Here is a 16,414-nt window from a genome sequence, read left to right on the forward strand (position 1 = left end):
GGAGCCGCCATGAACACCACTATTGCACAACAAATTGCCGATGAAGGCGGCGTTGAAGCGTATCTGCACGCTCAGCAGCACAAAAGCCTGCTGCGTTTTCTGACCTGCGGCAGCGTGGATGACGGCAAAAGTACGCTGATTGGCCGCCTGCTGCACGATACTCGTCAGATTTACGAGGACCAGCTGTCGTCGCTGCACAATGACAGCAAGCGTCACGGCACCCAGGGGGAGAAGCTCGATCTGGCGTTGCTGGTGGATGGCCTGCAGGCCGAGCGCGAGCAGGGCATCACCATCGACGTGGCGTACCGCTATTTCTCCACCGAGAAGCGTAAATTTATTATCGCTGACACCCCGGGGCACGAGCAGTACACCCGTAACATGGCCACCGGCGCGTCGACCTGCGACCTGGCGATTTTGCTGATCGACGCGCGTAAAGGCGTACTGGATCAGACCCGTCGTCACAGCTTTATTTCCACACTGCTGGGCATCAAGCATCTGGTGGTGGCTGTCAATAAAATGGATCTCGTCGGCTACAGCGAAGAGACCTTTAACCGCATTCGCGAAGAGTATCTGACCTTTGCCGAGCAGCTGCCGGGCAATCTCGATATTCGCTTCGTCCCGCTGTCCGCGCTGGAAGGCGATAACGTTGCCAGCAACAGCGAAAAGCTGCCGTGGTACAGCGGCCCGACGTTGCTGGAAGTGCTGGAGACGGTGGAAATCCGTCGTACGGTGGATACCCAACCGATGCGTTTCCCGGTTCAGTACGTGAACCGCCCGAACCTCGATTTCCGCGGTTTCTCCGGCACGCTGGCTTCCGGCACCGTGAAGGTCGGCCAGCGCATTAAGGTGCTGCCGTCAGGCGTAGAGTCTACCGTGGCGCGCATCGTGACCTTTGACGGCGATCTGCAGGAAGCGGCGGCAGGCGAAGCCATCACGCTGGTACTGAAAGATGAAATCGACATCAGCCGTGGCGACCTGCTGCTTGACGCGCAGGACGCGCTGCCGACGGTGCAACGCGCTGCCGTTGACGTGGTGTGGATGGCCGAGCAGCCGCTGGCAGCAGGGCAAAGCTATGATATTAAAGTCGCCGGTAAGAAAACCCGCGCCCGCGTCGATGGTATTCAGTATCAGGTTGATATCAATAACCTCACCCAGCGTGAAGTGGACGCGCTGCCGCTGAACGGTATCGGCCTGGTGGATCTGACTTTTGATGAGCCGCTGGTGCTCGATAAATATCAGGAAAACCCGGTCACCGGCGGCCTGATCTTTATTGACCGCTTAAGCAACGTGACCGTCGGTGCGGGCATGGTGCGTGAACCGAATACCGAGGATGCGGTGGTGAATTCAGAGTTCAGCGCTTTTGAACTTGAGCTGAATGCGTTGGTGCGCAAACACTTCCCGCATTGGGGCGCGCGCGATTTGCTGGGAGGCAAGTAATGGCGGCACATGACGAAAACGTCGTCTGGCATGCCCATCCCGTCACCGCGCAGCAGCGTGAACAACTCCACGGTCACCGTGGGGTTGTGCTGTGGTTTACCGGGCTTTCGGGCTCGGGTAAATCCACCGTGGCCGGGGCGCTGGAAGAGGCGCTGCATGAGCTTGGTGTAAGCACCTATTTGCTTGATGGCGATAATGTGCGCCACGGGCTGTGCAGCGATCTCGGCTTCACCGATGCAGACCGTAAAGAAAATATTCGCCGCGTCGGCGAAGTGGCGAAACTGATGGTGGATGCCGGGCTGGTGGTATTGACCGCATTTATCTCGCCTCATCGCGCCGAACGGCAGATGGTGCGTGAACGCGTAGGGGACGATCGCTTCTTTGAAGTCTTTGTCGATACGCCGCTGGCAACTTGCGAAGCCCGCGATCCGAAAGGGCTGTATAAAAAAGCGCGCGCCGGAGAGTTGCGTAATTTCACCGGAATTGATTCATCGTATGAATCACCCGAGCAGCCTGCGATCCACCTGGACGGTGAACAATTAGTAACAAATTTGGTTGCGCAATTATTAGATCTACTGAGGCAGAGCGATATTATCAGATCCTGAAAACGTGTCGGAGTTTGCCTGCTCCGACCTAACAGGATTATTTATGCGTAACACTCAGAACATCAACGTGGCCCAGCCCGAGTCACTAGCCTCTGCTTATGATGAAACCACCTGGTCTTTGTCAGGGGCTTTTGTCGGCTTTGTGGCGTGGTTGATGGCGCTGGGTATCCCCTATCTGCATTACGGCAATAACACGCTGTTCTTTTTCCTCTACACCTGGCCTTTTTTCCTTGCCCTGATGCCCGTCGCGGTGGTGGTTGGCGTTGCGTTTCACTCGCTGGTGAAAGGCAAGTTAGGTTACACCATTGTTGCAACGCTACTGACTGTCGCCCTCCTGTGTGGTTTGCTATTCATGTGGATTATGAGTTAATTCCTTCGTATGAGGATTCAGCGGCGGCGGATTGCACGCCAACAGGCAAAGGAAATGTGGTACATTTCCGGCGATATGCGGTATCGCCTGCGGCCGGAGTGGAGTATGACGGCAAGTTATGGGATGATAGAGCCGTTTTTCAGGGGGCAGGATGGGTAAATTAACGCTGCTATTACTGGCTTTGCTGGTCTGGCTACAATATTCGCTGTGGTTCGGAAAGAACGGTCTGCATGACTTCAGCCGAGTCCGTGATGATGTATCCGTACAACAAACAACCAACGCAAAATTAAAAGCGCGCAACGATCAGCTTTTCGCCGAAATTGATGACCTTAATGGCGGCCAGGAAGCGATTGAGGAACGCGCACGTAATGAACTCAGCATGACCCGTCCGGGCGAAACGTTCTATCGTCTGGTTCCGGATGCGTCTAAACGCACGCAGGGCGCGGGGCAAACGCAAACTAATCGATAATCAGTCCCAGGATGACGACATGGCCGTGACTTTTCCGGGCGTATGCGCCGTGGTGCCGGCAGCCGGATTTGGCCGCCGCATGCAAACGGACTGCCCAAAACAATATCTCTCAATCGGTAACAAAACGATTCTTGAACACTCGGTGGATGCGCTGCTGGCTAACGCCCGCGTCCAGCGGGTGATTATCGCCGTCTCTGCCGGAGACGAACGCTTCGCGCAGCTGCCTCTTGCGCAACATCCCCAGATTACCGTCGTTGAAGGCGGCGCCGAGCGCGCGGATTCCGTGCTGGCGGGCCTGCGTGCGATTGATGATGCGCAATGGGTGCTGGTACACGACGCGGCCCGTCCGTGTCTGCATCAGGACGATCTGGCGCGTCTGCTCAGCTTAAGCGAAACCAGCCGGGTCGGCGGTATTCTGGCCGCGCCGGTGCGCGATACCATGAAGCGCGCCGAGCCGGGGAAAGCTGCGATTGCGCACACTGTCGATCGTAACGATCTGTGGCATGCGCTGACGCCGCAGTTTTTCCCGCGCGAACTGTTACTGGATTGCTTGACCCGCGCGCTGAACGAAGGCGCGTCGATTACCGACGAAGCGTCGGCATTAGAATATTGCGGCTTTCATCCCGAGTTGATTGCCGGACGTGCTGATAATATTAAGGTGACCCGCCCGGAAGATCTGGCGCTCGCTGAATTTTACCTCACCCGCTCGGGTAACCCGGAGAATGCATAATGCGAATTGGACACGGTTTTGACGTACACGCCTTTGGCGGCGAAGGCCCGATTATCATTGGCGGCGTGCGCATCCCGTACGAAAAAGGGCTGCTGGCGCACTCCGATGGCGACGTTGCGCTGCACGCGTTGACCGACGCCCTGCTGGGCGCGGCGGCGCTGGGCGATATCGGCAAACTGTTCCCGGACACCGATCCCGCCTTTAAAGGCGCGGACAGCCGCGCCCTGCTGCGCGAAGCGTGGAAACGCGTGCAGGCCAAAGGTTACACGCTTGGCAATGTTGATGTCACGATCATTGCCCAGGCGCCGAAAATGCTGCCGCACATCCCGCAAATGCGCGTGTTTATTGCCGAAGACCTCGGCTGCCATATGGATGACGTTAACGTTAAAGCGACCACCACCGAGAAGCTGGGTTTTACCGGGCGCGGTGAAGGCATTGCCTGCGAAGCGGTCGCACTGCTGCAAAAGGCTACGTCATGATTCAGTTTGATGCACTGACCTACCTGCACGGCAAGCCGCAGGGAACGGGGCAGTTAAAAGCCAGCCCGGAAGATTTCCTGGTGGTTGAAGATTTAGGTTTTGAGCCGGACGGCGAAGGCGAGCACATTCTCGTGCGCATCCTGAAAAACGGCTGCAATACCCGATTTGTTGCCGACGCGCTGGCTAAATTCCTTAAAATACATGCTCGCGAAGTGAGCTTTGCCGGACAGAAAGATAAGCATGCGGTCACCGAACAGTGGCTGTGCGCGCGCGTGCCGGGCAACACGATGCCGGATTTAAGCCAGTTTCAGCTGGAAGGCTGTCAGGTGCTGGAATACGCGCGTCATAAGCGTAAGCTGCGTTTAGGCGCGCTAAAAGGCAACCAGTTTACACTGGTGCTGCGTGAGGTGAGCGGCCGTGATGACGTCGAGACGCGATTACAGGCGATTGCCGAACGCGGCGTGCCGAACTACTTCGGCGCTCAGCGTTTTGGCATTGGCGGCAGCAACCTGCTGGGCGCACTGCGCTGGGCAGAAAGCGGCGCGCCGGTGCGGGATCGTAATAAACGCAGTTTTTGGTTGTCGGCGGCCCGCAGCGCGTTGTTTAATCAGATAGTGAGCGAACGCCTAAAAAAACCGGACTTTAATCAAGTTGTTGACGGCGATGCGCTACAATTAGCGGGACGCGGCAGCTGGTTTGTTGCCACCGATGAAGAGCAGGCCGTACTGCAGGCTCGCGTCGACGCGCGTGAATTAATGATTACTGCAGCGCTGCCTGGGAGCGGCGACTGGGGAACACAGCGTACCGCCCTGGAATTTGAACAGACCGTGCTGGCCGAAGAGACGGCGCTGCAGTCGCTGCTGCAGCGTGAAAAAGTCGAAGCCGCGCGCCGCGCCATGCTGCTCTATCCGCAGCAGCTGAGCTGGAACTGGTGGGACGACGTCACCGTCGAACTGCGCTTCTGGCTGCCGGCGGGCAGTTTCGCGACCAGCGTGGTAAGGGAACTTATCAATACAACAGGTGATTATGCGAATATTGCTGAGTAACGATGACGGGATCCATGCGCCAGGCATTCAGACGCTGGCCAGAGCCTTGCGGGAATTTGCCGAGGTTCAGGTAGTTGCACCCGATCGTAACCGCAGCGGCGCGTCAAACTCGTTGACGCTGGAATCCTCGCTTCGTACCTTCACTTTCGATAACGGCGACATTGCCGTGCAGATGGGCACGCCAACCGACTGCGTCTATCTGGGCGTCAATGCGCTGATGCGTCCGCGTCCGGATATCGTGGTTTCAGGCATTAATGCCGGCCCCAATCTGGGCGATGACGTGATCTACTCTGGCACGGTTGCCGCCGCTATGGAGGGCCGCCATTTAGGCTTTCCCGCCCTCGCGGTGTCGCTAAACGGTCATCAGCACTATGAGACCGCCGCGGCGGTGACCTGCTCGCTGCTGCGTGCGCTCGCCCGTGAACCGCTGCGCACCGGGCGCATCCTCAACGTCAACGTGCCCGACCTGCCGCTCGATCAAATCAAAGGCATTCGAGTGACCCGCTGCGGCAGCCGCCATCCGGCGGATAAAGTGATTCCACAGCAGGATCCGCGCGGTAATACTCTCTACTGGATTGGGCCGCCGGGCGATAAATGCGACGCCGGGCCGGACACCGATTTTGCCGCCGTGGATGCGGGTTACGTATCGGTGACGCCGCTGCATGTGGATCTCACCGCGCACAGCGCGCATGAGGTGGTCACCGGCTGGTTGGAGCAGGCGAGGGTTGATGTGCAATGGTAGTCAGTAAACGTATCCAGAGTCTGCTCAACCAACTTCGTCAACTGGGCATCCGCGATGAGCGGGTGCTTGATGCGATGGCGCAGGTTCCGCGCGATAAATTTATTGATGAAGCGTTTGAACATAGCGCGTGGGAAAACGTCGCGTTGCCGATAGGCCAGGGCCAGACGATTTCGCAGCCCTATATGGTGGCGCGCATGACCGAGCTGCTGGAGCTGACGCCGGAGTCCCGGGTGCTGGAGATTGGCACCGGGTCGGGCTATCAGACGGCGATTCTGGCGCATCTGGTGCATCATGTCTGCTCCGTTGAGCGGATAAAAAGTCTGCAATGGCACGCCCGGCGTCGCCTGAAGCAGCTTGATTTACATAATGTATCGACCCGCCACGGCGATGGCTGGCAGGGGTGGCAGGCACGCGCCCCGTTTGACGCTATCATCGTTACGGCGGCACCGCTGGAGATTCCGGTTGCGTTAATGTCGCAGCTGGACGAAGGCGGTATCCTTGTTTTACCCGTGGGCGACGATCGCCAGTACCTCAAGCGCGTTCATCGGCGGGGAGACGAATTTATTATTGATACCGTTGAGGCTGTTCGCTTCGTTCCCCTGGTAAAAGGGGAGCTGGCCTGAGTCCCGGATTTTTCTGAGGGTATTCAGCGCAATTCAGCGTATGGTGAACACGTTTTCCAGTGTTCATCGCCTGCGTTGCACGGTATTAAGTCACTGGCAGTTAACCTATTCCTGGGGGATAAATGAGCGCGGGAAGCCCTAAATTTACCGTCAATCGTGTTGTGGCATTATCACTGGTTTCACTTTGGTTGGCCGGTTGTACTTCTTCGAATAATACACCAGCGCCAGTCAGCTCCGTGAACAGCGGAGGCTCCAGCAGCACGAACTCCGGCATGCTGATTACGCCGCCGCCAAAAATGGGCAGCACGGCGCAGTCAACGCCTCAGATTCAGCCGGTTCAGACCCAGCCGGTGCAGGCGCAGCCGCAAGTCGCGCAGCCTGTTGCTGAACAACCGGTACAGATGCAGAACGGTCATATCGTCTATAACCGTAAATATGGCGACATTCCTAAAGGTAGCTATACCGGCGGCAGCACCTACACGGTGAAGCATGGCGATACGCTGTTCTACATTGCGTGGGTGACCGGGAATGATTTCCGTGACCTGGCCCAGCGCAACAACGTCGCGGCGCCGTACGCCCTGAATGTCGGCCAGGTTCTGCAGGTGGGTAACGCTTCAGGCCAGCCGATTACCGGCAATAACCCTGTCGCCATGGCCAGCGCACAGGCCAGCAGCGGAAATTCCGGATTAGTCTCAAAACCTGCACAAAATTCAACCGCGGTTGTTGCGTCGACTCCGACAATTACGTATTCTGAGGATTCAGGTGAACAAAGTGCTAACAAAATGTTGCCTAACAACAAGCCTGCGACGACAGTCACAGCGCCTGTAACGGCACCAACTGCGAGCACAACCGTACCGACTGCCAGCAGTACTTCAACCAGTTCGCCGATCTCTTCATGGCGCTGGCCAACTGACGGCAAGGTAATCGAGAACTTTAGCGGCACCGACGGTGGCAACAAAGGTATCGATATTGCAGGCAGTAAAGGACAGGCAATCGTCGCAACCGCCGATGGGCGCGTCGTCTATGCCGGTAACGCACTGCGCGGTTACGGTAATCTTATTATCATCAAACACAACGATGATTACCTGAGTGCCTACGCTCATAACGATACAATGCTGGTCCGGGAACAACAGGACGTCAAGGCGGGGCAGAAAATCGCTACCATGGGTAGCACCGGAACCAGTTCAACACGTTTGCATTTTGAAATTCGTTACAAGGGGAAATCCGTCAACCCGCTGCAGTATTTACCGCAGCGATAAGTCGGCAAAGTACTTCACATGAACGCTTTCAGGTGACGTCGGCGACCGCAGAGGTCGCCTGAAAAGTGACATGATAAGGTGCATTGCCTGGGGATCACGGGTAGGAGCCACCTTAAAATGAGTCAGAATACGCTGAAAGTTCATGATTTAAATGAAGACGCGGAATTTGATGAGAATGGAGTAGAGGCTTTCGATGAGAAGGCCTTAAATGAAGAGGAACCCAGTGACAACGAACTCGCGGAAGAAGAGCTCTTATCGCAAGGTGCCACTCAACGTGTACTCGATGCGACTCAGCTTTACTTAGGCGAGATCGGCTATTCTCCGTTATTGACCGCTGAAGAAGAAGTTTATTTTGCACGTCGTGCCCTGCGTGGCGACGTTGCCTCACGCCGTCGGATGATTGAAAGCAACCTTCGTCTGGTGGTGAAAATTGCCCGCCGTTACGGCAATCGTGGTCTGGCACTGCTGGATCTGATTGAAGAGGGCAACCTGGGGCTGATTCGTGCCGTAGAGAAATTCGACCCGGAGCGTGGGTTCCGTTTTTCAACCTATGCCACCTGGTGGATCCGTCAGACCATTGAACGGGCGATCATGAACCAAACCCGTACCATTCGTCTGCCGATCCATATTGTTAAAGAACTGAACGTCTATCTGCGTACCGCGCGTGAACTGTCCCATAAGCTGGACCATGAACCGAGCGCGGAAGAGATAGCTGAACAGCTGGATAAGCCGGTTGATGACGTAAGCCGTATGCTGCGTCTCAATGAACGCATCACTTCAGTTGATACGCCGCTGGGCGGAGATTCTGAGAAAGCGCTGCTGGATATCCTGGCCGATGAAAATGAAAACGGCCCGGAAGACACCACGCAAGACGATGACATGAAGCAAAGCATCGTGAAATGGCTGTTCGAACTGAACGCCAAACAACGTGAAGTGCTGGCGCGTCGTTTTGGTCTGTTGGGGTATGAAGCAGCTACGCTGGAAGATGTCGGCCGCGAGATTGGCCTGACCCGCGAGCGCGTGCGTCAGATTCAGGTTGAAGGTCTGCGTCGTCTGCGTGAAATTCTGCAGACACAGGGGCTGAATATCGAAGCGCTGTTCCGCGAATAAGCCTGTTTTATTCAAAGAGGTCAGTCGTCAGACTGGCCTTTTTCTTTGCTTTTTTTCCGCGTTATTCCATCATCTTACGAATTAAATGTGTAAATTGCTCCCGTTCCTGCGGCGTCAAACGCTGCAAAAACTCATCATCCACGCGATTTCCCACCGGCTGGCTCGCCGCCAGTAGCGCTTCCCCGTCCGGGGTTAAAAAAACAAAACGCCGACGCTTATCATCCGGGTCATGCTCGCGTTTGACCCACCCACGAGCCTCCATTCGGCTCAGCATTTCAGCGAGCGTCGCCTTGGTGCTAACCGCCACGCTGGTCAACGCCACTTGTTCAATGCCTGGGCATTCGGCGATGGAGCGCATGACCGCATACTGCGGCTTGGTGAGTTCCGGCAACTCGTGCTGCCAGCGTGACGTATGCTGTTGAAAAAGATGGCGGAGCAGGTGAAACGCTTCGTTTTTGATCTCCATGATCGCTCTCCGGCAATGTATCTGCGCTTATGATAGCCGCTCCCGACCCATTGAACAAAAAATGCGAGCTTCGCTGAACAACCTTGCCAGACTCGTCCAACAGGAGTAGCTTAACCATATTGTTCGTACACGAACGAAAATGAGGTGAGAGATGAGACTGATTATTGGCATGACGGGAGCAACCGGCGCGCCGTTGGGGGTTGCGCTGCTGCAAGCGCTGCAAGGCATGCCGGAGGTGGAAACGCACCTGGTGATGTCGAAATGGGCCAAAACCACCATCGAACTGGAAACTCCGTGGAGCGCACGCGAAGTTGCCGCCATGGCCGACTTCAGCCACAGCCCGGCCGATCAGGCTGCGACCATCTCTTCCGGCTCATTTCAGACCGACGGCATGATTGTTATCCCGTGCAGTATGAAGACGCTGGCCGGTATTCGTGCTGGTTATGCGGATGGTTTGGTGGGGCGTGCCGCTGACGTGGTGCTGAAAGAGGGGCGCAAGCTGGTGTTGGTACCCCGCGAAATGCCGCTGAGCACTATCCATCTGGAAAACATGCTGGCGCTCTCCCGCATGGGCGTTGCCATGGTGCCGCCCATGCCCGCGTTTTATAACCATCCGGAAACGGTGGACGACATCGTGCAGCACGTGGTGACCCGCGTGCTCGATCAGTTTGGCCTCAAACATGACAAGGCCCGTCGCTGGCAGGGTTTACCGGCGGCGAACCAATATTCACAGGAGAATGCATAATGGCTTTTGATGATTTACGTGGATTCTTGCAGGCGCTGGAAGACCAGGGACAACTACTGAAAATCAGTGAAGAGGTCAATGCCGAGCCCGATCTGGCCGCCGCGGCCAATGCCACAGGCCGCATTGGCGACGGCGCGCCCGCGTTGTGGTTTGATAATATTCGCGGTTTTACCGATGCTCGTGTGGTGATGAACACCATTGGTTCCTGGCAGAACCACGCTATCTCCATGGGCCTGCCAATCAACACGCCGGTGAAAAAACAGATTGATGAGTTTATTCGCCGCTGGGATAAATTCCCGATTGCGCCGGAGCGCCGCGCTAACCCGGCGTGGGCAGAAAACACCGTCGACGGCGAAGACATTAACCTGTTCGATATCCTGCCTCTGTTCCGCCTGAACGACGGCGACGGCGGTTTTTATCTTGATAAAGCGTGTGTCGTCTCACGCGACCCGCTGGATCCGGATAACTTCGGTAAACAGAACGTCGGCATTTACCGTATGGAAGTGAAGGGTAAGCGTAAGCTTGGCCTGCAGCCGGTACCGATGCACGACATCGCGCTACATCTGCATAAAGCGGAAGAGCGTGGCGAAGATCTGCCGATTGCGATTACCCTGGGCAACGACCCGATTATTACCCTGATGGGCGCTACGCCGCTGAAGTACGATCAGTCGGAATATGAAATGGCCGGCGCGCTGCGTGAAAGCCCGTATCCGATTGCCACCGCGCCGCTGACCGGTTTCGACGTGCCTTGGGGCTCTGAAGTGATCCTCGAAGGGGTGATTGAAGGCCGTAAGCGTGAAATCGAAGGTCCGTTCGGCGAGTTCACCGGACACTACTCGGGCGGTCGTAACATGACCGTGGTGCGCATCGATAAGGTTTCGTATCGCACAAAACCGATTTTTGAATCTCTTTACCTCGGCATGCCGTGGACCGAAATTGACTACCTGATGGGCCCGGCAACCTGTGTACCCCTGTACCAGCAACTGAAGGCGGAGTTCCCGGAAGTGCAGGCGGTGAACGCCATGTACACCCACGGTCTGCTGGCGATTATCTCCACCAAAAAACGCTACGGCGGTTTTGCCCGCGCGGTGGGGCTGCGTGCAATGACCACGCCGCACGGTCTGGGCTACGTGAAGATGGTCATTATGGTTGATGAAGATGTCGATCCGTTCAACCTGCCGCAGGTGATGTGGGCGCTATCGTCAAAAGTTAACCCGGCGGGCGACCTGGTGCAGTTGCCGAATATGTCGGTACTGGAACTGGATCCGGGCTCAAGCCCGGCGGGCATCACCGACAAACTGATTATCGACGCCACCACTCCGGTTGCGCCGGACAACCGCGGTCATTATAGCCAGCCCGTACAAGACCTGCCGGAAACCAAGGCCTGGGCTGAAAAACTGACCGCTATGCTGGCTAACCGTAAGTAAGGAGGAAAAGATGATTTGTCCACGTTGCGCCGATGAGCATATTGAAGTGATGGCGAAATCGCCGGTGAAAGGTGTCTGGACCGTATACCAGTGCCAGCACTGCCTGTACACCTGGCGTGATACTGAGCCGCTACGCCGCACCAGCCGCGAGCATTATCCGGAAGCGTTCCGCATGACGCAAAAGGATATCGACGACGCGCCGATGGTGCCGAGCATTCCGCCGCTGCTGGCGGAAGATAAGCGCTGATCTTGCTGCTTTAATGTGTAGCCCGGTTAATCCGGGCTTTTTTATTTTGCGAGCAGGCTCGTAGCAACGGACGGCGTTTATTTGCTAAGCGGCAGGCAGGAATAGAATAGCGGCGGGTGCTTGAGGCTTTCTGGGCTTTGAGCATTTTCAGGGTTCCAGAAAGGTGAAAGCCCCAGGCGATATTTCTATCAACCTGAGGCTAGCATCGAACCCGAACAGTTCAGATGGTAGTCTCTTCTTTGCAGGGAGGCAAGATATGCTGACGAAGTACGCCCTGGTGGCGATCATCGTGCTGTGTGCCACAGCACTGGGGTTCACGTTACTGGTGCGCGATTCGCTGTGTGAATTGAGTATCCATGAACGTGGTATGGAGTTTAAAGCTATTCTCGCTTACGAACCGAAGAAGTAGTGACGACGCGGGGGAAACCCCGCGTATTGGCTGTCCGGATTTGTCCTCCAGCACCCATTTTTCACCTGCCGGGCTACCTGTGTAGCCCGGCGTCGCGACGCCAGGAACGGTTTACACCATGCCTTTCAGACGATAAATCCACTCCAGCGCCTGACGTGGCGTTAATGCGTCCGGATCCAGACCTTCCAGTGCCTCCACCGCCGGTGATACCTCTTCGGGTGCAGACAGCAACGACATTTGCGTGCCGTCTATCTGCGTGGCCGCCGCATTGGGCGAAAGGCTCTCCAGCTCGCGCAGCTTCTGGCGCGCGCGCTTAATCACTTCTTTCGGCACGCCCGCCAGCTGCGCCACCGCCAGGCCATAGCTCTTGCTCGCCGCGCCATCCTGCACGCTGTGCATAAAGGCGATAGTCTCGCCGTGCTCCAGCGCGTCCAGATGCACGTTGGCGACGCCTTCCATTTTCTCCGGCAACTGGGTCAGCTCGAAGTAGTGGGTGGCGAATAGGGTTAACGCTTTGATCTTATTCGCCAGATTTTCCGCGCAGGCCCACGCCAGCGACAGACCGTCGTAGGTGGAGGTGCCGCGACCGATTTCATCCATCAGCACCAGGCTGTGTTCGGTGGCGTTGTGCAGAATGTTGGCCGTTTCGGTCATCTCTACCATAAAGGTGGAGCGGCCGGAGGCCAGATCGTCCGCCGCGCCGACGCGGGTGAAGATACGGTCGATAGGACCAATCTCGACGCTTTGCGCCGGAACGTAGCTGCCAATGTAGGCCAGCAGCGCAATCAACGCCGTCTGGCGCATATAGGTACTTTTACCGCCCATGTTCGGGCCGGTAATGATTAACATCCGGCGCTGCGGCGACAGGCTCAGCGGGTTGGCGATAAACGGTTCGTTGAGTACCTGCTCCACCACCGGATGGCGGCCTTCGGTAATCCGAATGCCGGGCTTATCGGTAAAGGTCGGGCAGGTGTAGTTCAGCGTATAGGCGCGTTCCGCCAGGTTGACCAGCACATCCAGCTCAGCCAATGCGCTGGCGCTTTGCTGAAGGTCGGCCAGGTGCGGCAGCAGCAGTTCAAACAACTCGTCGTACAGCTGTTTTTCCAGCGCCAGGGCCTTGCCTTTCGAGGTCAGAACTTTGTCCTCGTACTCTTTCAGCTCGGGAATGATGTAGCGCTCGGCGTTTTTCAGCGTCTGACGGCGCACGTAGTTAATCGGCGCCAGATGGCTTTGCCCACGGCTGATTTGGATGTAATAACCGTGAACCGCGTTATAGCCGACTTTCAGGGTATCCAGCCCGGTACGCTCGCGTTCGCGGATCTCCAGGCGGTCGAGGTAATCGGTCGCGCCATCGGCCAGCGCGCGCCATTCGTCCAGCTCTTCGTTATAACCCGGGGCGATTACGCCGCCGTCACGAACCAGCACCGGCGGCGCATCGATGATGGCACGCTCCAGCAGCTCGCGCAGTTCGGTAAATTCACCCATTTTCTCGCGCAGCATCTGTACCGGCGCGCTGTCGACGCTGGCCAACTGAGCGCGCAGTTCCGGCAACTGCTGGAAAGCATGGCGCATGCGGGCAAGGTCACGCGGACGGGCGGTACGCAGCGCCAGACGTGCGAGAATACGTTCCAGATCGCCGACCTGGCGCAGCACCGGCTGCAGTTCGGCGGTGGTATCCTGCAACGCGCCAATGGTCTGCTGGCGCTCGGTGAGAATTTTTGTGTCGCGCACCGGCATATGCAGCCAGCGTTTGAGCATACGGCTGCCCATCGGCGTGACCGTGCAGTCCAGCACCGATGCGAGGGTATTTTCAAAGCCGCCGGCCAGGTTCTGGGTGATCTCCAGATTGCGCCGAGTCGCAGCGTCCATGATGATGCTGTCCTGTTGACGATCCATGGTGATGGAGCGAATATGCGGCAGCGAGGTGCGCTGGGTGTCTTTGACATACTGTAACAGGCAGCCTGCGGCGCACAGGCCGCGCGGCGCACCTTCAACGCCGAAGCCGACGAGATCGCGAGTGCCGAACTGTAAGTTCAGCTGCTGGCGCGCGGTATCAATTTCAAACTCCCACAACGGGCGACGACGCAGGCCTCGACGGCCCTCAATGAGCGACATCTCGGCAAAATCTTCGGCGTACAGCAGCTCGGCCGGGTTGGTACGCTGCAGCTCCGCCGCCATGGTTTCGCGGTCGGTCGGTTCGCTCAAGCGGAAGCGACCGGAGCTGATATCCAGCGTCGCATAGCCGTAGCCTTTGCTATCCTGCCAGATGGCCGCCAGCAGGTTGTCCTGACGTTCCTGTAACAGGGCTTCATCGCTGATGGTACCCGGCGTGACGATGCGTACCACTTTACGCTCAACCGGACCTTTGCTGGTGGCCGGGTCGCCAATCTGTTCGCAGATGGCGACCGATTCGCCCTGATTGACCAGCTTGGCGAGATAGTTTTCCACCGCGTGATGCGGGATACCCGCCATGGGAATCGGTTCGCCGGCAGAAGCGCCGCGTTTGGTTAACGAGATGTCCAGCAGTTGCGACGCGCGCTTCGCATCGTCGTAGAACATTTCGTAGAAGTCGCCCATGCGATAGAACAGCAGAATTTCCGGATGCTGTGCTTTTAGCTTCAGGTACTGCTGCATCATTGGGGTGTGCGAGTCTAGATTTTCTATTGTACTCATCGGTTTGTGATGTCCATTTTCTTAATTTTTAATGAGTTAGTGATTTTTATGGTTATCATTTGGTTTCACGTTGTCTCATCGGATATCATGAAATCCTACATTTATATGTAGGTTAAAGTGTAGCTTGCCAACCTATAGCCTGGTAAAATATGGGCACATACAGCGCAACCTACATTTATGTTCATGACTGCATAAGGTGCATGATAACGGAGTCTTTATGGCAGGAAAACAAGAGGGAAAGCCACTTTCGTTTAAAGCGGTAGAAATGATGAAGCCTGGCGACAAAGATAAGGCTGATGTAGGCGAAAATCGAGGCTTACGTGTCTCCTGTGGTGCAACTGGGGTTAAGTCTTTTTTCTACCGTTACACAAGCCCTCTGACTGGCAAGCTTGCTCAGGTTAAAATTGGTAACTTCCCGCAGACTTCTCTCGCCGCTGCACGTCTTAAACTTCACGAATTAAAGCTCCTCCGACAGGAAGGTCGGTGCCCTGCGACTGAACTCAAAAAAGATAAGCTCCAGCGTGCGATTGAAGCTGAACAAGCTAAGATCCCTGAATTGACCGTACAGGGATTAGTTGAACTGTATCTTACCGAACGTATTGAGGATCGTAAAACGAAGGACGGAAAGATCATACCCGGTGCCAGAAAGCCGAAAGGGCAGGCTGAGGTTCGTCGTACTCTCTATGGTGACGCTGTTAAAAGCTTAGGAACCCGGAATGCTGCTGAGATTACGCGCCAGGATGTCATTAATTTAATCAATGGCATTGTAGCTCGAGGTGCAACTGTACAGGCAGGGAATGTACTGAGGGAGCTTTCACTCGCATATGAATTTGCAATTGGCCTTGGACGTTTTGATGATAGTTTTGCGAATCCAGCGCTGTTAGCAAAATCCAGCTTACGACAGACCAGAATCAAGCTCACAAATGGACGTGGAACACGAGTACTGAGCGAGGATGAACTTGCAAAATTTCTTAAATGGCTTCCGGGTTCGGCTTATACGCCAACGATCAAAAACGTGTTACGTCTGACCCTCTGGACCGGGTGTCGTACCGGTGAAGTCTGCAATATGGCATGGAAGGATGTTGATCTTGAAAAAGGCACCATTCATCTTAGAGAAACCAAGACTGGGGTAGAGCGTTATGTTCAATTATCGGATCAAGCGATCGACTTTCTCAAGGTTCTACGGCTTACCTCTGACAAATATCTATTCCCTTCGCAAGCCACGAAGAAGCCAATCCAGCAGAAGTATCTAACTGAAAACTCATGGCGTTTACGTGAAAGCGGCCAAATGCTTGATATACCTCATTGGACACCCCACGATCTACGTCGTACAGTGCGGACAGGATTATCCCGCTTGCAATGTCCAAATGAGGTGGCCGAGGCCATACTGGGGCATACGCGCGGTGGTGTTGAGGGGATTTATAACTTGTATAAGTATGACGCTGAGTGCCGGAAGTGGTTGCAAGTGTGGGCTGATTATTTAGACAAGGTTAAAATTTAAACTGCACCTTGAAATAATACTGTTCCGACTTTAATAGATTAATTTTAAATAGTCGATGAATCCTTTTTTTGAGCAT

At 55.8% G+C, this 16,414-nt stretch carries 18 protein-coding genes; 16 read left to right on the forward strand and 2 right to left on the reverse strand.

The window, feature by feature from the left end:
• Positions 1 to 9: 9 nt before the first annotated feature.
• The 11 genes from cysN (at position 10) to rpoS (ending at position 8,870) form a co-directional block, all read left to right on the forward strand.
• Entirely contained in the window at positions 10 to 1,437 is a 1,428-nt protein-coding gene (gene cysN, locus K7B04_RS10045; RefSeq protein ID WP_223803937.1) for a sulfate adenylyltransferase subunit CysN, read from the forward strand.
• Entirely contained in the window at positions 1,437 to 2,042 is a 606-nt protein-coding gene (cysC, locus tag K7B04_RS10050) for an adenylyl-sulfate kinase (RefSeq protein ID WP_163446293.1), read from the forward strand. Before cysN ends, cysC begins: the two co-directional genes overlap by 1 nt.
• A gap of 43 nt (positions 2,043 to 2,085) precedes the next feature.
• Positions 2,086 to 2,412: a DUF3561 family protein gene (locus K7B04_RS10055; protein WP_163446292.1), complete on the forward strand. Its 327-nt coding sequence runs from the start codon at positions 2,086 to 2,088 to the stop codon at positions 2,410 to 2,412.
• Positions 2,413 to 2,563: 151 nt separating this feature from the next.
• Positions 2,564 to 2,881: a cell division protein FtsB gene (gene ftsB / locus K7B04_RS10060; RefSeq protein WP_163446291.1), complete on the forward strand. Its 318-nt coding sequence runs from the start codon at positions 2,564 to 2,566 to the stop codon at positions 2,879 to 2,881.
• 19 nt (positions 2,882 to 2,900) lie between these two features.
• Positions 2,901 to 3,611, forward strand: a complete 711-nt coding sequence (ispD, locus tag K7B04_RS10065) for a 2-C-methyl-D-erythritol 4-phosphate cytidylyltransferase (protein WP_167575142.1) — start codon at positions 2,901 to 2,903, stop codon at positions 3,609 to 3,611.
• The gene (gene ispF / locus K7B04_RS10070) at positions 3,611 to 4,090 is read left to right on the forward strand and encodes a 2-C-methyl-D-erythritol 2,4-cyclodiphosphate synthase (protein ID WP_064543116.1); all 480 of its coding nucleotides are present in this window, start codon (positions 3,611 to 3,613) and stop codon (positions 4,088 to 4,090) included. The genes ispD and ispF overlap by 1 nt, the downstream gene beginning before the upstream one ends.
• Positions 4,087 to 5,136: a tRNA pseudouridine(13) synthase TruD gene (truD, locus tag K7B04_RS10075; RefSeq protein WP_163446289.1), complete on the forward strand. Its 1,050-nt coding sequence runs from the start codon at positions 4,087 to 4,089 to the stop codon at positions 5,134 to 5,136. Before ispF ends, truD begins: the two co-directional genes overlap by 4 nt.
• Entirely contained in the window at positions 5,117 to 5,878 is a 762-nt protein-coding gene (gene surE, locus K7B04_RS10080; RefSeq protein WP_223803938.1) for a 5'/3'-nucleotidase SurE, read from the forward strand. Before truD ends, surE begins: the two co-directional genes overlap by 20 nt.
• Positions 5,872 to 6,501, forward strand: a complete 630-nt coding sequence (locus tag K7B04_RS10085) for a protein-L-isoaspartate(D-aspartate) O-methyltransferase (protein WP_065357922.1) — start codon at positions 5,872 to 5,874, stop codon at positions 6,499 to 6,501. The genes surE and K7B04_RS10085 overlap by 7 nt, the downstream gene beginning before the upstream one ends.
• Positions 6,502 to 6,623: 122 nt before the next feature.
• Positions 6,624 to 7,760 carry a murein hydrolase activator NlpD gene (nlpD, locus tag K7B04_RS10090; RefSeq protein ID WP_223803939.1) on the forward strand — a complete coding sequence of 379 codons (1,137 nt, stop codon included), beginning with the start codon at positions 6,624 to 6,626 and terminating at the stop codon, positions 7,758 to 7,760.
• A 117-nt stretch (positions 7,761 to 7,877) separates the two neighbouring features.
• The gene (gene rpoS, locus K7B04_RS10095) at positions 7,878 to 8,870 is read left to right on the forward strand and encodes an RNA polymerase sigma factor RpoS (RefSeq protein WP_106926080.1); all 993 of its coding nucleotides are present in this window, start codon (positions 7,878 to 7,880) and stop codon (positions 8,868 to 8,870) included.
• A 61-nt stretch (positions 8,871 to 8,931) separates the two neighbouring features.
• Here the strand turns inward: rpoS and K7B04_RS10100 are convergent, their stop codons facing one another.
• Positions 8,932 to 9,336, reverse strand: a complete 405-nt coding sequence (locus K7B04_RS10100) for a MarR family transcriptional regulator (protein WP_064543127.1) — start codon at positions 9,334 to 9,336, stop codon at positions 8,932 to 8,934.
• Between the two features lie 151 nt (positions 9,337 to 9,487).
• Here K7B04_RS10100 and K7B04_RS10105 point away from each other — a divergent pair, with 151 nt between their 5' ends.
• The 4 genes from K7B04_RS10105 to K7B04_RS10120 all read left to right on the forward strand — a co-directional run bounded on the left by K7B04_RS10105 (position 9,488) and on the right by K7B04_RS10120 (position 12,164).
• Positions 9,488 to 10,081 carry a non-oxidative hydroxyarylic acid decarboxylases subunit B gene (locus K7B04_RS10105; protein ID WP_163446285.1) on the forward strand — a complete coding sequence of 198 codons (594 nt, stop codon included), beginning with the start codon at positions 9,488 to 9,490 and terminating at the stop codon, positions 10,079 to 10,081.
• Entirely contained in the window at positions 10,081 to 11,508 is a 1,428-nt protein-coding gene (locus K7B04_RS10110) for a non-oxidative hydroxyarylic acid decarboxylases subunit C (RefSeq protein ID WP_064543132.1), read from the forward strand. Before K7B04_RS10105 ends, K7B04_RS10110 begins: the two co-directional genes overlap by 1 nt.
• Before the next feature lie 10 nt (positions 11,509 to 11,518).
• Positions 11,519 to 11,755 (forward strand): non-oxidative hydroxyarylic acid decarboxylases subunit D, encoded by a 237-nt coding sequence (locus tag K7B04_RS10115; RefSeq protein ID WP_065357919.1) that lies wholly within the window; start codon positions 11,519 to 11,521, stop codon positions 11,753 to 11,755.
• 256 nt (positions 11,756 to 12,011) lie between these two features.
• Entirely contained in the window at positions 12,012 to 12,164 is a 153-nt protein-coding gene (locus K7B04_RS10120) for a Hok/Gef family protein (protein ID WP_223803940.1), read from the forward strand.
• Between the two features lie 111 nt (positions 12,165 to 12,275).
• Here the strand turns inward: K7B04_RS10120 and mutS are convergent, their stop codons facing one another.
• Positions 12,276 to 14,837: a DNA mismatch repair protein MutS gene (mutS, locus tag K7B04_RS10125; RefSeq protein WP_223803941.1), complete on the reverse strand. Its 2,562-nt coding sequence runs from the start codon at positions 14,835 to 14,837 to the stop codon at positions 12,276 to 12,278.
• Positions 14,838 to 15,054: 217 nt separating this feature from the next.
• On the opposite strand from mutS, the gene K7B04_RS10130 reads away from it, so the two are divergent.
• Entirely contained in the window at positions 15,055 to 16,338 is a 1,284-nt protein-coding gene (locus K7B04_RS10130) for a site-specific integrase (protein ID WP_223803942.1), read from the forward strand.
• Positions 16,339 to 16,414 lie beyond the last annotated feature (76 nt).

It is taken from the genome of Kluyvera sp. CRP (assembly GCF_019930565.1).
Classification (GTDB): Bacteria; Pseudomonadota; Gammaproteobacteria; order Enterobacterales; family Enterobacteriaceae; genus Kluyvera; species Kluyvera georgiana_A.

What these genes read in the sequence shown, in the direction of transcription:
- cysN (WP_223803937.1), top strand. Translation starts at nt 10, where the DNA reads ATGAACACCACTATTGCACAACAAATTGCCGATGAAGGCGGCGTTGAA.
- cysC (WP_163446293.1), top strand. Translation starts at nt 1,437, where the DNA reads ATGGCGGCACATGACGAAAACGTCGTCTGGCATGCCCATCCCGTCACC.
- K7B04_RS10055 (WP_163446292.1), top strand. Translation starts at nt 2,086, where the DNA reads ATGCGTAACACTCAGAACATCAACGTGGCCCAGCCCGAGTCACTAGCC.
- ftsB (WP_163446291.1), top strand. Translation starts at nt 2,564, where the DNA reads ATGGGTAAATTAACGCTGCTATTACTGGCTTTGCTGGTCTGGCTACAA.
- ispD (WP_167575142.1), top strand. Translation starts at nt 2,901, where the DNA reads ATGGCCGTGACTTTTCCGGGCGTATGCGCCGTGGTGCCGGCAGCCGGA.
- ispF (WP_064543116.1), top strand. Translation starts at nt 3,611, where the DNA reads ATGCGAATTGGACACGGTTTTGACGTACACGCCTTTGGCGGCGAAGGC.
- truD (WP_163446289.1), top strand. Translation starts at nt 4,087, where the DNA reads ATGATTCAGTTTGATGCACTGACCTACCTGCACGGCAAGCCGCAGGGA.
- surE (WP_223803938.1), top strand. Translation starts at nt 5,117, where the DNA reads ATGCGAATATTGCTGAGTAACGATGACGGGATCCATGCGCCAGGCATT.
- K7B04_RS10085 (WP_065357922.1), top strand. Translation starts at nt 5,872, where the DNA reads ATGGTAGTCAGTAAACGTATCCAGAGTCTGCTCAACCAACTTCGTCAA.
- nlpD (WP_223803939.1), top strand. Translation starts at nt 6,624, where the DNA reads ATGAGCGCGGGAAGCCCTAAATTTACCGTCAATCGTGTTGTGGCATTA.
- rpoS (WP_106926080.1), top strand. Translation starts at nt 7,878, where the DNA reads ATGAGTCAGAATACGCTGAAAGTTCATGATTTAAATGAAGACGCGGAA.
- K7B04_RS10100 (WP_064543127.1), bottom strand. Translation starts at nt 9,336, where the DNA reads ATGGAGATCAAAAACGAAGCGTTTCACCTGCTCCGCCATCTTTTTCAA.
- K7B04_RS10105 (WP_163446285.1), top strand. Translation starts at nt 9,488, where the DNA reads ATGAGACTGATTATTGGCATGACGGGAGCAACCGGCGCGCCGTTGGGG.
- K7B04_RS10110 (WP_064543132.1), top strand. Translation starts at nt 10,081, where the DNA reads ATGGCTTTTGATGATTTACGTGGATTCTTGCAGGCGCTGGAAGACCAG.
- K7B04_RS10115 (WP_065357919.1), top strand. Translation starts at nt 11,519, where the DNA reads ATGATTTGTCCACGTTGCGCCGATGAGCATATTGAAGTGATGGCGAAA.
- K7B04_RS10120 (WP_223803940.1), top strand. Translation starts at nt 12,012, where the DNA reads ATGCTGACGAAGTACGCCCTGGTGGCGATCATCGTGCTGTGTGCCACA.
- mutS (WP_223803941.1), bottom strand. Translation starts at nt 14,837, where the DNA reads ATGAGTACAATAGAAAATCTAGACTCGCACACCCCAATGATGCAGCAG.
- K7B04_RS10130 (WP_223803942.1), top strand. Translation starts at nt 15,055, where the DNA reads ATGGCAGGAAAACAAGAGGGAAAGCCACTTTCGTTTAAAGCGGTAGAA.